Source organism: Idiomarina aquatica (assembly GCF_004362895.1).
In the GTDB taxonomy this organism is placed as follows: domain Bacteria; phylum Pseudomonadota; class Gammaproteobacteria; order Enterobacterales; family Alteromonadaceae; genus Idiomarina.
This window is the reverse complement of record NZ_SNXI01000001.1, coordinates 24,156-36,666: the sequence shown is the minus strand read 5'-3', so window position 1 is coordinate 36,666 and position 12,511 is coordinate 24,156. Positions and strand designations below refer to the sequence as shown.

The 12,511-nt window shown below is 49.7% G+C and carries 13 protein-coding genes and 1 tRNA gene; 5 read left to right on the top strand and 9 right to left on the bottom strand.

What is annotated here, in order from left to right:
• The first annotated feature begins 74 nt into the window (after positions 1–74).
• On the top strand, positions 75–1,691 hold the full coding sequence (gene nadB / locus DEU29_RS00180; protein WP_133538181.1) for an L-aspartate oxidase: 1,617 nt from the start codon (positions 75–77) through the stop codon (positions 1,689–1,691).
• On the opposite strand, the gene DEU29_RS00175 is transcribed toward nadB, so the two are convergent.
• Positions 1,659–1,916 (bottom strand): hypothetical protein, encoded by a 258-nt coding sequence (locus tag DEU29_RS00175; RefSeq protein ID WP_133538180.1) that lies wholly within the window; start codon positions 1,914–1,916, stop codon positions 1,659–1,661. The genes nadB and DEU29_RS00175 overlap by 33 nt on opposite strands.
• A 2-nt stretch (positions 1,917–1,918) precedes the next feature.
• Positions 1,919–2,191, bottom strand: a complete 273-nt coding sequence (locus DEU29_RS00170; RefSeq protein ID WP_133538179.1) for a succinate dehydrogenase assembly factor 2 — start codon at positions 2,189–2,191, stop codon at positions 1,919–1,921.
• 76 nt (positions 2,192–2,267) lie between these two features.
• Between DEU29_RS00170 and DEU29_RS00165 the strand changes: the two genes are divergently transcribed.
• Together DEU29_RS00165 and DEU29_RS00160 are read left to right on the top strand one after the other, a co-directional pair.
• A complete protein-coding gene (locus DEU29_RS00165) occupies positions 2,268–3,158 on the top strand; it encodes a YgfZ/GcvT domain-containing protein (RefSeq protein WP_133538178.1) in 891 nt (296 codons plus the stop codon).
• A 6-nt stretch (positions 3,159–3,164) separates the two neighbouring features.
• On the top strand, positions 3,165–3,647 hold the full coding sequence (locus DEU29_RS00160) for an FKBP-type peptidyl-prolyl cis-trans isomerase (protein ID WP_133538177.1): 483 nt from the start codon (positions 3,165–3,167) through the stop codon (positions 3,645–3,647).
• A gap of 56 nt (positions 3,648–3,703) precedes the next feature.
• On the opposite strand, the gene DEU29_RS00155 is transcribed toward DEU29_RS00160, so the two are convergent.
• The gene (locus DEU29_RS00155) at positions 3,704–4,183 is read right to left on the bottom strand and encodes a methylated-DNA--[protein]-cysteine S-methyltransferase (RefSeq protein WP_133538176.1); all 480 of its coding nucleotides are present in this window, start codon (positions 4,181–4,183) and stop codon (positions 3,704–3,706) included.
• A 182-nt stretch (positions 4,184–4,365) separates the two neighbouring features.
• Between DEU29_RS00155 and DEU29_RS00150 the strand changes: the two genes are divergently transcribed.
• Positions 4,366–5,532 carry an APC family permease gene (locus DEU29_RS00150; RefSeq protein WP_133538175.1) on the top strand — a complete coding sequence of 389 codons (1,167 nt, stop codon included), beginning with the start codon at positions 4,366–4,368 and terminating at the stop codon, positions 5,530–5,532.
• 213 nt (positions 5,533–5,745) lie between these two features.
• On the opposite strand, the gene lysS is transcribed toward DEU29_RS00150, so the two are convergent.
• From lysS to DEU29_RS00120, 6 genes are all read right to left on the bottom strand, one after another.
• On the bottom strand, positions 5,746–7,257 hold the full coding sequence (gene lysS, locus DEU29_RS00145; protein WP_133538174.1) for a lysine--tRNA ligase: 1,512 nt from the start codon (positions 7,255–7,257) through the stop codon (positions 5,746–5,748).
• Positions 7,258–7,280: 23 nt separating this feature from the next.
• Positions 7,281–8,379 (bottom strand): peptide chain release factor 2 gene (gene prfB / locus DEU29_RS00140; RefSeq protein WP_133538173.1). Its coding sequence is split into 2 segments (ribosomal slippage): positions 7,281–8,303 and positions 8,305–8,379, totalling 1,098 coding nucleotides; the frame shifts between segments, so codons are not numbered across the junction.
• Between the two features lie 42 nt (positions 8,380–8,421).
• Positions 8,422–10,131, bottom strand: coding sequence for a single-stranded-DNA-specific exonuclease RecJ (gene recJ / locus DEU29_RS00135; RefSeq protein ID WP_133538172.1), 1,710 nt, complete (start codon positions 10,129–10,131; stop codon positions 8,422–8,424).
• Between the two features lie 8 nt (positions 10,132–10,139).
• Positions 10,140–10,844, bottom strand: coding sequence for a bifunctional protein-disulfide isomerase/oxidoreductase DsbC (gene dsbC, locus DEU29_RS00130; RefSeq protein ID WP_133538171.1), 705 nt, complete (start codon positions 10,842–10,844; stop codon positions 10,140–10,142).
• Between the two features lie 27 nt (positions 10,845–10,871).
• Positions 10,872–11,774 (bottom strand): site-specific tyrosine recombinase XerD, encoded by a 903-nt coding sequence (gene xerD / locus DEU29_RS00125; protein WP_133538170.1) that lies wholly within the window; start codon positions 11,772–11,774, stop codon positions 10,872–10,874.
• Positions 11,775–11,817: 43 nt separating this feature from the next.
• On the bottom strand, positions 11,818–12,306 hold the full coding sequence (locus DEU29_RS00120) for a VC2046/SO_2500 family protein (protein WP_133538169.1): 489 nt from the start codon (positions 12,304–12,306) through the stop codon (positions 11,818–11,820).
• A gap of 115 nt (positions 12,307–12,421) precedes the next feature.
• Between DEU29_RS00120 and DEU29_RS00115 the strand changes: the two genes are divergently transcribed.
• Positions 12,422–12,506: transfer RNA gene (locus tag DEU29_RS00115), tRNA-Tyr, on the top strand.
• Positions 12,507–12,511: the final 5 nt, after the last annotated feature.

Below are 12,511 nucleotides of genomic sequence, written 5' to 3'. Positions count from 1 at the left end.
AGACCGTTTAGTAAAAAGTTCGCAAATAATTATGCAAATGCGTAAAATCATTCAAAATTCTTAATGAGTACTTTATGGAACCTGCAGCAAATTATCAATCAGATGTCTTGATCATTGGGTCAGGTGCCGCCGGTTTAACCACCGCATTACAACTAGCTGACCATGTTAGCGTTATCGTCGTCAGTAAAGGTCCGTTAACCGAAGGCTCTACTTATTATGCTCAGGGCGGCATTGCCGCTGTGTTTGACGAAAACGATAGTATCGAAAGCCACGTCGAAGACACGCTCAACGCCGGCGGCGGTTTATGCGAACGTCATGCCGTAGAGTTTACCACACGCAATGCCCGCGATGCCCTGCAATGGCTAATTGACGCTGGTGTGGGCTTCGATCGTGTCAACACCGATGATAGCAAGCCAGAGTACCATTTAAATCGCGAAGGCGGACACAGCCATCGCCGTATTTTGCATGCGGCGGATGCAACCGGGCGCGCAGTGCAAACAACTTTACAGCAAAAAGTTCTGCAACACCCCAATATTAAGGTGCTGGAGCGTTTTAATGCGGTCGACTTAATCACCGGTAAGCGCTTGCATAAAGAACATCGCTGTTATGGCGCTTATTTGTGGAACCGCGCCCGTGAACGCGTCGAAACAGCCTCGGCACGCTTTGTTGTGTTGGCAACCGGCGGTGCCAGTAAGGTTTACCAATATACCAGCAACCCTGATGTGGCCAGCGGTGATGGTATTGCAATGGCCTGGCGTGCCGGCTGCAGTGTCACCAACATGGAATTTAATCAATTTCACCCGACTTGTTTATACCATCCAAACGCGCATAGTTTTTTATTAACCGAAGCATTACGCGGTGAAGGCGCAGTATTGCGTCGCCCCGACGGCTCGCGCTTTATGGATGAGTTTCATGAATTGGCCGAACTGGCACCACGTGATGTCGTTGCCCGCGCTATTGACTACGAAATGAAACGTTTGGGCGCCGATTGCATGTATCTGGATATTTCCCATCAATCCAGAGATTTTTTGCAGCAGCACTTTCCGACCATTTTTGATAAGTGTCTGTCGCTGGGTATTGATATTAGCGAACAGCCTATGCCTGTTGTACCCGCCGCACATTATACCTGTGGTGGTGTTACCACAACGCTGGATGCCGAGACTGACGTGCCGGGTTTATACGCGGTTGGTGAAGTCGCTTACACCGGCTTGCATGGCGCTAACCGTATGGCCAGCAATTCATTATTGGAATGTCTGGTATTTGCCCGTGCTGCAGCCAAACACATTTTAGCTAAACCGGCCGGCGAGGCTCCTCTGGCCACTTTACCCGCCTGGGATGAAAGCAAGGTCAGCAACTCTGACGAAGAGGTCGTTATTCAGCATAACTGGCACGAATTAAGACTCTTTATGTGGGACTATGTTGGAATTGTGCGAACCACAAAACGACTGGAGCGCGCTTTACACCGCATTCAGTTGTTACAACAGGAAATCCATGATTATTACGCCAACTTCAGGGTAAGCAATAACCTGTTGGAGTTACGTAACCTTGTGCAAGTGGCTGAACTTATTGTGCACAGTGCGATGGCACGCAAGGAAAGTCGTGGATTACACTATACGCTGGACTATCCCGACTTACTGCCGGAAGCTAAGCCTACCCGGCTAACGCCGCGCGGAAATCTGCCCGGCAACTAACGATAAGCAGCGCAGCTGCGCCAGTTGCGCTGCAGATAATTGAAACCACCACAACCAAAACCACTGCCGTTCGCCGGCATTAACTAACGGTACTACCAGTCCAAAACGCCACAAGATAATCGGTGGGGCTAATAACTGATAAGTGTCGTCATTTATTTGCCACAAGTGACCATCTTCAGATACAGACAGTAAACGTTGCGGTTTTTGCAGGCGAATGCGTAACAACGCTAAACTTTGACCCGTGACAACATAAAGTCGATCATTTTCGTTAGCTCCGCATCCGGACATTCCTTATGTCCCATAAACCAAGCAAACAAATCGGGATCGTCACAGGTAACCAAGCGTCGAAAGATAGCTTTGTCTTCCTCGCTAAGCTCATCGTAAGCTTGCTCTACAAAGGGTTCAAAAAGTACATCTAACTCGAGCATACCTCGGCGACAGGCCCACTTTAATCGGCGCTTATCTTTTAATGCATCTTCAGATTGTTTGAATGGCAGCATGACAACTCCACATTTCGCCTTGAAAAATAATTTCGTGCCCTAATATTAGCATGAAGTCGTTAAATAAGGAGCGCCCGTGATTGCTTTAGATACGCTTTTTACCCAACAACAGCCCGATGCGATTTCGGCAACTCTGGATGATTATGGTATCATTGAGCTCATTGGTGCAGATGCTGAGAGTTTTTTGCAGGGTCAGTTAACCTGCGATCTTAATCGCCTCAGCGAGCAGCCGTTTTTATATGGTGCGCATTGCGACCCCACCGGCAAAGCGTTTAGCGTGTTCTGGTTGGTTCGTTCCGCGCAAGGCTTTTTATTGATCATGAATAAAAGCGCCATTAGCGGTTCATTAGCGCAATTTAAAAAGTACGGTGTATTTAATCAGGTCGAGATAACCGACGTAACTGATCAATGGCATATTAGTGGTCATTTTGGTGAATCGATTGCCCTACCTGATGTTAATGAAAATACATACGTAATAATGCTTGGCGAGCAACCCAAACAAGCGTTGGTTGTAAGCCAAACAACGATTTCTACGGAGTATCCGCAGAGTTACTGGGATGCATTGGAGATTGAACGCGTTCGTCCACAGCTGACAGCGGAAAATAGTCAGCAATTTGTGCCGCAGATGTTAAATATTCAGGCACTGGACGGAGTCAGCTTTAACAAGGGATGTTATATCGGCCAGGAGACAATTGCCCGGATGAAATACCTGGGCAAGCAGAAACGTGCGTTATTCCGTTTGTCAGGCAAAGCCGCCGAGGTGAAGCCTGCAACAGAATTGGAGCGTAAAGTTGGCGATAACTGGCGTCGTGCAGGAACGGTCATTATGGCAGTGAACCGTTCTCCACAATCATTTGACCTGCTGGCGGTATTGCCAAGCGATATCGAGCAAGATACGCCGATTCGGGTTAAAGGTGACGACGATAGTCTTCTGGAAATACACTCACTGCCGTATCAATTAGGTTAACTATTTATGAGCGAAGCAATTGCCCCTAACAAAGTTGTGGCTATCAACTACACAGTAAAGACTGCAGAAGGCCAGACTTTAGACCAATCTAAGGAAGGCAATCCTCTGACTTTCATCCACGGCCGTGGCATGCTGATTCCAGGTTTGGAAAACGCATTAGAAGGCAAAAACGTGGGTGACCAGTTCACCGCAGAAGTTAAGCCTGACGAAGCTTATGGCGACCGTCACGACGGTTTAATCCAAACCGTACCGCGTAACTTGTTCGGTGAGAACGAAGTTCAGCCTGGCATGCAATTCCGCGCCAGCACCGATCAAGGCGATCAGTCTGTTGTTATCGTAGAAGTTAACGATGACGAAGTGACTGTTGATGGTAACCACCCATTAGCCGGCGTTGACCTTAACTTTGACGTTGAAGTAGTCGAAGTTCGCGATGCGACTGAACAAGAGTTAGAGCACGGTCATGTGCACGCTGATGGCGAAGATCATTAATTGATAAGTTGCTGTTAGTTATAAAAATACCGCCGGATGGCGGTATTTTTTTGTGCTTAAACGACTTTGCACCCTTCTTGCTCAAGCAACGCTTTTTTGCGCTCAATACCCGCAGCAAAACCGCGCAGCTCGCCTTTAATACCAATCACCCGATGACACGGAATAACAATAATCAGAGGGTTTCTCGCAATCGCATTAGCAACTGCCCGCACGCTTTTGGGTTTACCAATCTTTTCCGCAATTTCTTTGTAAGATAACGTTCTTCCAGGCTCGACTTTTTGCAATTGCTGTAAAACCTCGGACTGAAATTCCGTCGACTGCACGCGCAATGGCAAGCTAAACCGCTGCCGTTTTCCGGCAAAGTATTGTTCCAGCTGTTCTCGTGTCTGTAACAGCACCGGATGATCGGTCGCTTTATTCGACGTTGATAAATCCGGTAAATTCTTTTGGTCGCGATAATACAACCCGGTCAAATGACGATCATCAGCAATGGCCACCATATGACCTAATGGTGTAGTAAATTCGATATGATGCATATTGGCCTTGTCCTGCTGAGTGAGTGTTCAACTATACATAAATTTGAACGATTATCAGCCTTTTTGCCAGTTTTTTTTCGAATTTTTTTGAATATACATATTCTTACCGGCTCCTTCGACATTTATCAAGGCATTAGGTATTCTCACAGCTTGCTACTTTTACATCATGTCGAGGTTTAGGAGTGACAGCTAAACTTATTAGAAATACCGGCTTAGGTGGTGCGCTTGTTATTGGCTTAGGCTCAATTCTAGGCACCGGTGCTTATGTCAGCGTTGGTTTGAGCGCCAGCATCGCAGGCAGTTTGCTGGTGTGGGCGATTGTAATTGCTGCCTTTACCGCCCTATGCAATGGCCTGTCATCAGCACAACTTGCTGCCGCGCACCCGGTCAGCGGCGGAACCTACGAATACGGCTACCACTTTTTAAACCCTCTGAGCGGCCGTATTGCAGGTTGGTTATTCATTATTGCCAAGAGCGCATCAGCCGCCACCGCAGCTTTGGCGGTAGCATGGTATATCAGCGTGACAATGGGTCTTAGCGCATGGATCGTGAATCTCATAGCAGTTGGACTGTTAATACTATTAACGATCTTTGTTTTATCCGGCGTACGTCGCACCAATTGGCTTAATATCGTTCTGGTGCTGATAAGTCTGGCAGGTCTGACAGCCTTTATAATCGCAACGTTTAGTGCACAAAAAACCACAAACTCAGCAACAGTATCAGTCGATTCATTGTCGTTATTCCACGCCGCCGCACTCATGTTTGTCGCCTTCACCGGTTACGGCCGCATCGCCACCATGGGTGAAGAAATTACAGAGCCGCGCCGCAATATTCCTAAAGCCGTAGTCCTAACCCTGGCCGTAGTCAGCGCCATTTATATCGCCGTCGGACTGGCAATTTTACACCTCGGCGGTATCGCATCGTTCGAGCAAAGTAACTTCAATATTGCCAATCTCATTAGCGACCCAAGCTGGCGTTGGCTAGTCGTCCTTGGCGGTGTAGTCGCCATGAGTGGCGTGGTATTGAACCTGGTATTAGGCGTGTCACGCGTAGTGTTAGCCATGGGTCGCCGCGGTGACTTGCCACAATCACTAGCCCATTTGAGCAACGATAATCAATCCGCCCCCGCAGCCACCTGGGCAACCTTTGCCGTAATGGCAATTATTGCGCTACTCGGTGGTATAGAGTCCGCCTGGACACTCAGCGCCTTTACGGTACTGGTTTACTACGGCATTACCAACATCGCGGCATTGAAAGTGAGCAGTGAGCAGCGTTTTATTCCGAAGTGGGTTTCGGTAATTGGTTTGATCAGCTGTTTTGGGCTTGTCGTGCTGGCGGCGTTGGCATAGAGGGCGTGGCTGGATGTAGGGGGCTTTGGTCTCTGCCGCTGCGTTTTGCAGTGTTCAGGGTAGGCTCGCCAAAGGGACGCTGCAAGTACATCCATGTACGCTTGTTTCCGGCCATCCATGGCCTCCAACACCCTTTGGCGAGCCTACCCTAAACCCTGCACGCAGCAACAGAAACCAAAGCCCCAATCACGCTGCGCCTTAAAGCAAGTTTATTTAGTCAGCCTTTGGACGCATGTGCGGGAACAGCAGCACGTCGCGAATCGATGGTGAATCGGTTAATAACATCACCAGACGATCGATACCGATCCCCTCGCCCGCCGTTGGTGGCATACCATGCTCCAGCGCCGTAACGTAATCTTCGTCGTAGAACATCGCTTCGTCATCGCCCGCTTCTTTAGCTTCTACTTGATCACGGAAACGCTGCGCCTGATCTTCGGCATCGTTAAGCTCCGAGAAACCGTTAGCCAGTTCGCGGCCGCCTGCAAAGAACTCAAAACGATCGGTAACGAACGGATCGTCATCGTTACGGCGTGCCAACGGTGATACTTCGGCCGGGTATGCCGTGATAAACGTTGGCTGAATTAACTTATGTTCGGCCACTTCTTCGAAAATTTCGATTTGAATTTTACCCAAGCCCCAGCCCGGCTGTACCTCAATACCCGCCTCTTCGGCAATTTGTACCGCCGACTCACGGCTCTGTAATTGCTCTGGGGTTAGCTCCGGCATGTACTTAAGAATTGCTTCCAGTACCGTCATCCGCTCAAACGCCTTACCGAAATCGTAATCAACGCCCTGGCTGGTGAAAGTAGTGGTGCCCAGCACAGACTCGGCGATACCGCGCAGCATTTGCTCGGTGATATCCATCAAATCATGATAATCCGCATAGCCCCAGTAGAACTCCAGCATGGTGAACTCAGGGTTATGACGAGTCGATAAACCTTCGTTGCGGAAATTACGGTTAATTTCGAATACCTTCTCGAAGCCACCCACAACCAAACGTTTTAAATACAGTTCCGGTGCAATCCGCAGGAATAATTCCATATCCAGCGCATTATGATGGGTGCTAAACGGACGCGCAGAAGCGCCGCCGGGGATGGTTTGCATCATCGGTGTTTCAACTTCTAAAAACTCACGCTCCGTCAAAAAGCGACGAATGTATTCGATAACTTTTGAACGCACCACAAAGGTATTGCGCGACGCTTCGTTAGTAATCAAATCAAGGTAGCGTTGACGATAGCGTGTTTCCTGATCGGCCAGACCATGGAACTTATCGGGTAACGGTCGTAGTGCTTTGGTCAATAACCGCACGTCATCCACCTGCACACTCAACTCACCGGTATTGGTTTTAAACAGTGTACCGCTGGCACCGACGATGTCACCCAGGTCCCATTTTTTAAATTCGCTGTTGTAGTAGCCTTCAGGCAGGTTATCCCGCGCAACATATAACTGAATACGACCACTCATATCCTGGATCGTGGCAAAACTTGCCTTACCCATAATACGACGGGTCATCATGCGTCCGGCAACTTTTACCCGAACACCCTGAGCTTCCAGTTCTTCTTTTGTTGCCTCGCCGTATTCGGCTTGTAAATCGTTAGCTAGCGAGTCGCGACGAAAATCATTAGGAAACGCAATGCCCTTATCACGGAGCGCCGTCAGTTTCGCTTTTCGCTGTGCGATTTGCTCGTTTACGTCGACGTCGGGTGATTGCGATTTATCTGTCATACTGTCTTCCTCTATTCGGTCGCTTATAAGCCACTTTTTAAACTGGCTTCAATAAATGGATCCAGGGCGCCGTCAAGCACCACTTGGGTATTTCGATTTTCTACGCCGGTGCGCAGATCTTTAATGCGCGCATCATCCAGCACATAGGAACGGATTTGACTGCCCCAGCCAATATCCGACTTGGTATCTTCCAGTGCCTGCTTGTCTTCATTTTGCTTCTGCAGCTCCATTTCGAACAATTTCGCTTTTAGCTGCTTCATTGCCGAGTCACGGTTTTTATGCTGTGAACGGTCACTCTGACACTGCACCACAATACCTGACGGTTCGTGCGTGATCCGCACTGCCGAGTCGGTACGGTTAACGTGCTGTCCGCCTGCACCTGAGGCACGATAGGTATCAATGCGCAGGTCCGCCGGATTAATTTCTATTTCGATATCGTCGTCAACTTCGGGATAAACGAATACCGATGCAAACGACGTATGGCGACGATTGCCTGAATCAAACGGTGATTTTCGCACTAACCGGTGCACACCGGTTTCCGTGCGCAGCCAACCATAGGCGTATTCACCGGCGATCCGCACGGTGGCTGATTTAATACCGGCAACCTCACCTTCTGACAACTCGGTTATTTCGGTAGTAAAACCGTGCGCCTCTGCCCAGCGCAGATACATGCGTAACAACATATTCGCCCAGTCCTGCGCTTCGGTGCCGCCCGAGCCAGACTGAATATCGACATAGCAATCGGAATCGTCATTATCGCGCGAAAACATCCGCCTGAATTCAAGCTTTTCCAACGCTTTTAACAGTTCGGCAAGTTCCGCCTCAGCTTCATTAAACGTATCTTCGTCTTCGGCTTCAACCGCCAACTCAACCAGGCCTTCGACATCATCAAGACCCTGTGTGAGGGTATCTAAAGTCTCTATCACTTGTTCGAGCGCGGCGCGCTCTTTACCCAGCGCTTGTGCTTTGGGGGGATCATCCCATACTTCCGGCTGCTCTAACTCGCGCGTAACTTCTTCTAAGCGTTCTTTCCTGGTATCGTAGTCAAAGATACCCCCTAAGCGCTTCACTGCGCTCACGCATGTCTTTAATCTGATTATAAGTCGCGTTAGTTTCGAACATGATCACCCGATTTTGTCTACAGAAATTTTGAAAGCGCACAGTTTATCGCACTTGGCGAATTTGCTCTACCAGCAACTGCACGTTTGTACGACCTCTAAAGTGATTTAATTGCGGCTTGTATAGAATTTCAACGTGGCTAATGCTCTCATTAGGCCACACTTGTGTATCAACGTTAAAAGCGATGGCATCAAGCACGCCCCCAGCAGGGCTACGCAACACTAATTTTAGATGTTGTGAGCCTACGATGCGTTGCGACACCACATAAAACTGACCGTCAAATAACGGCTCCGGGAACCCTTGCCCCCAGGGACCGGCTTGCTGCAATTGTAATACGCTATCTAAACTTAACTGGTCGTCGTTTAGCTCACCATCAGACCAATAGACCGCTTCTTTTTGCTCTTCGGTAAGCCAGTCACTGGCGATTGCCTGGGCGACACGGGTAAACTCACTTAATTTGTGCTTTGGTAAGGTTAAGCCAGCTGCCATTGCGTGGCCGCCAAAACGTGTAATTATACCAGGTTCTACTGTGTCTATGCGTTCCAGTAGATCGCGGATGTGCAAGCCTTTAACCGAACGCGCGGAGCCTTTTAACGTTTCTTCGTCTTCACTGGCAAATACGACCACCGGACGATTCACGTTATCCTTTAACCGGCCCGCTACGATACCGATAACACCAGCGTGCCAGTCAGGTTCGTATAAGGTAAGCAGATCCGGCACCTGGCCCTGATTATCAAACTGTAACTGACTGACAATTTGCTCGGCGTGCTCACGCATCCCTGCCTCGATAGACCGGCGTTCGCGGTTTAACTGGTCAAGTTGTTGCGCGAGCTCAGCAGCTCGCTCGCCGTCAGCCAGTAAACACTCGATGCCAAGGCTGATATCATCCAGTCGGCCCGCGGCATTAATTCGTGGGGCTAACGCAAAGCCCAAATCTGCCGCCTGTAGCTGCGCTCTATCGCGCCCGGCCACCTCTAACAGCGCCGCAATACCGGGGCGACAAACCCCATGCCGAATTCGCGCTAATCCCTGCTGTACCATGATCCGGTTATTGTAATCCAGCGGTACCACGTCAGCCACCGTGCCCAAAGCAACTAAATCTAACCAGTTAGCCAAACTCGGTAATTGCTCTGTGCCCAGCTCCCGAAAGCGTGCGCGCAAAGCCAACATCAGATAAAAGGCAACGCCGACGCCGGCTAAATTTTTACTGGCAAAGTTACAGCCGGGCTGGTTAGGGTTAACGATGGCATCGGCTGGCGGCAAGGTTGCCGGCGCCAAATGGTGATCAGTAATAATTACCTGCAACCCTAGCTGCTGAGCTCGCTCGGCAGCCTCGTTGGCGGCAATACCATTATCGACCGTTATAATGATCTCAGTGCCGCGTGCTGCTAATTGTTCAACCATGGCAACCGACAAACCATAACCCTCGGTCATTCGGTTTGGTACACGGTAATTGACCCGGGTAAAGCCAAGCTCAGTTAGTGCGGTAACCAATAACGCCGTGCTGGTGGCGCCATCGGCATCAAAGTCACCACAGATAGTGATATGCCGATGCTGCGATTGCACCAGAATGTCAATCGCCTTGTCGACACCTTGCAGGCTGTCAAAGTGCAACAACCCTTTTGCCGACAACTGCAGCTGCTCAGCACTCTCGACCCCGCGCCGGGCATAGATTTGACGGATTAATGGCGGCAGAGTTTCAGGTAAATGACTGTCATCTACGCGCGCGTGCCGCCTAATTACAAAATCAGTCATCGCGCTGATTAATTCTGCATGGCTTCAAGCAATGCGTCGGCGGTACGCAGTCCCGGCAACATACGCCCGTCAGGCAGAACAACAGCGGGGGTACCGGTAACACCAAATGCCTGTCCCATACGATAGTGTTTTTCTACCGGGTTATCACAGCTCGGGCTGTTAACCGAGTCACCATTTTTAAAGGCCGTGAGTGCTTGCTTTGGTTTTTCTGCACACCACACCGCCTGCAACTGCTGCCCGCCTTTGCTATTTAAACCGCCGCGGGGAAAAGCCAAATAACGAACCGTGATCCCCTTATCGAGGTATTGTCCCAAGTTTTCGTGCATACGTTGGCAATAACCGCAGGTCGTATCGGTAAACACAGTAATCGCATATTGCTCTTTAGATGACGGATAGACCACCATCTCGTCTTCAATTTTCTCGATTTCAGCCTTACGTAAGTTCGCCATGGCGGATTCGGTTAGGTTGTTGGGCGGCGTTTGTGTTACGTCAAAAAGATTACCGGCGATAAGCCGGGTACCATCTTCAGAAACATAAAAAATGCCTTGATTAGAGGTAATTTCATAGAGCCCATCAATGGAGGTTTCGGCAATACCGGCGACCTGAATACCGAGCGCTTCCAGGCGACTGGTATCTGGCTGCTGAGCAGACGCTGACAAACTTAAGCCTAATAAGCTGCTAATCCCCAGTGCTGCAAAAAAAATTCGTTTCATAGTGTCCTCGTAACTGCCTGCTCGTAATTAACCGCGCGGATGATGCTGTGAGTGCAGGCTCTGCAACCGCTCCCGCGCTACCTGAGTATAAATTTGTGTGGTGGATAAATCACTGTGCCCCAGCAGCATTTGTAACACGCGAAGATCAGCTCCGTGGTTCAGTAAATGCGTTGCAAAAGCATGGCGCAGCGTGTGCGGTGACAGATGAGCCTGTATCCCCGCAAGCTGAGCATAATGTTTTATACGGTACCAGAACGCCTGGCGCGTCAGTAAGGTACCGCGTTGCGTAATAAAAATCCATGGGCTGGACTTACCTGAAAGCGCCGGACGCCCATGTTTTAAGTAGCGTTGCAACCAGTCCAGTGCTTCTTCACCTAGCGGCACCAGTCGCTCTTTATCACCTTTACCAATAATACGTACCAGGCCCTGCTGCAGTGATACCTGCTGCAACTGCAAACGAATCAACTCGGTCACACGCAGTCCGCTGGCATAAAGTACTTCTAACATGGTGCGGTCGCGTAAACCCAATTCGCTGTCGGTATCAGGCGCATTCAATAGCGATTCGACATCCTGCTCGCTTAATGAATGAGGAATTGACTGGGGAAGTTTCGGGCGTTTTAATTTTGCGCTTGGATCGTTACTGAGCCAGCTTTGCTTAACCGCAAACTGGCAGAACTTTTTTATTGCGCTTAAAAAACGTGAGGTACTCCGCGGCGACAGCCCCTGGCTCCGGCGCCATAGTAAATAATCCTGCAGCACCTCGGTTGTGGTGTCGAGCAACCGTAGTTTGCATTGCCCGAGATAATCGCAATAACGTCTTAAATCGCTGCGGTAGGATGCCTGAGTGTTCTGACTCACCCCTTGATGTAACCATAGGTGTTCCACAAACGCATCTATCTTATCGTCATCTTGCGGGTGAACCTGGCTCATGCCAATACAACAACTTATCGATAGTTAGTTAATATGGCTAAGCTTACATCAGCTGTTGATTGGGTTCTATCCCCAGTTGCTGCAATACATCATAAAGCTGGGCCGGATCGCGGCGGCGCTTAGGCAACGCCTCGGGTTGCTGCTTGCGTTTGCGTCGTTGTAGCGTTTGCCAGTCGAGGTTTGCGATGAGTTCCAGTGGTAAGCGTTGCGGATCGCTATTGGCAATAAGCGGCTGCGGGTGTACAGCATCCTGTAATTTAAAATCACTCAGTTGGTTTGCCTGATTGTAAACCCCGGAGGCTACTACTGTTGCTTGATCATAGCCTAATGGTCGAGCCCGGGCAGCACCGATTTCCCTGGTCCAGTTAATGGATTCGGGCGCGTCATCGTTTATCGGTTGCTCGCCCATAGCAGCTAACCACAATGCAAACTCGGCACCATGCCCCTCTGCCATAGCCGCACTGGCCCGGTGGTCAAAAAAAGCCTGTGCGCTGGATTCAACTGTGTGTGCTGCTGACGTGTTTACTGGCATAATTCCGCTAACCCAAGAACCTTAACCGGGTTATCGGCAACGACAGCAATTGTTTAAGTTTTTCTTTTTAGCCCTTTACACAACCAATCAGACTGCTATGATACGCGCCTCGTGTGGAGGGGTTCCCGAGTGGCCAAAGGGATCAGACTGTAAATCTGACGGCTCAGCCTTCGCAGGTTCGAATCCTGCCCCCTCCACCACGCTT

Bases quoted from the DNA above. Each gene is read 5' to 3' on its own strand.
- DEU29_RS00160 (WP_133538177.1), top strand. From the start codon at position 3,165: ATGAGCGAAGCAATTGCCCCTAACAAAGTTGTGGCTATCAACTACACA.
- lysS (WP_133538174.1), bottom strand. From the start codon at position 7,257: ATGACAGATAAATCGCAATCACCCGACGTCGACGTAAACGAGCAAATC.
- recJ (WP_133538172.1), bottom strand. From the start codon at position 10,131: ATGACTGATTTTGTAATTAGGCGGCACGCGCGCGTAGATGACAGTCAT.
- DEU29_RS00170 (WP_133538179.1), bottom strand. From the start codon at position 2,191: ATGCTGCCATTCAAACAATCTGAAGATGCATTAAAAGATAAGCGCCGA.
- dsbC (WP_133538171.1), bottom strand. From the start codon at position 10,844: ATGAAACGAATTTTTTTTGCAGCACTGGGGATTAGCAGCTTATTAGGC.
- DEU29_RS00120 (WP_133538169.1), bottom strand. From the start codon at position 12,306: ATGCCAGTAAACACGTCAGCAGCACACACAGTTGAATCCAGCGCACAG.
- DEU29_RS00155 (WP_133538176.1), bottom strand. From the start codon at position 4,183: ATGCATCATATCGAATTTACTACACCATTAGGTCATATGGTGGCCATT.
- nadB (WP_133538181.1), top strand. From the start codon at position 75: ATGGAACCTGCAGCAAATTATCAATCAGATGTCTTGATCATTGGGTCA.
- xerD (WP_133538170.1), bottom strand. From the start codon at position 11,774: ATGAGCCAGGTTCACCCGCAAGATGACGATAAGATAGATGCGTTTGTG.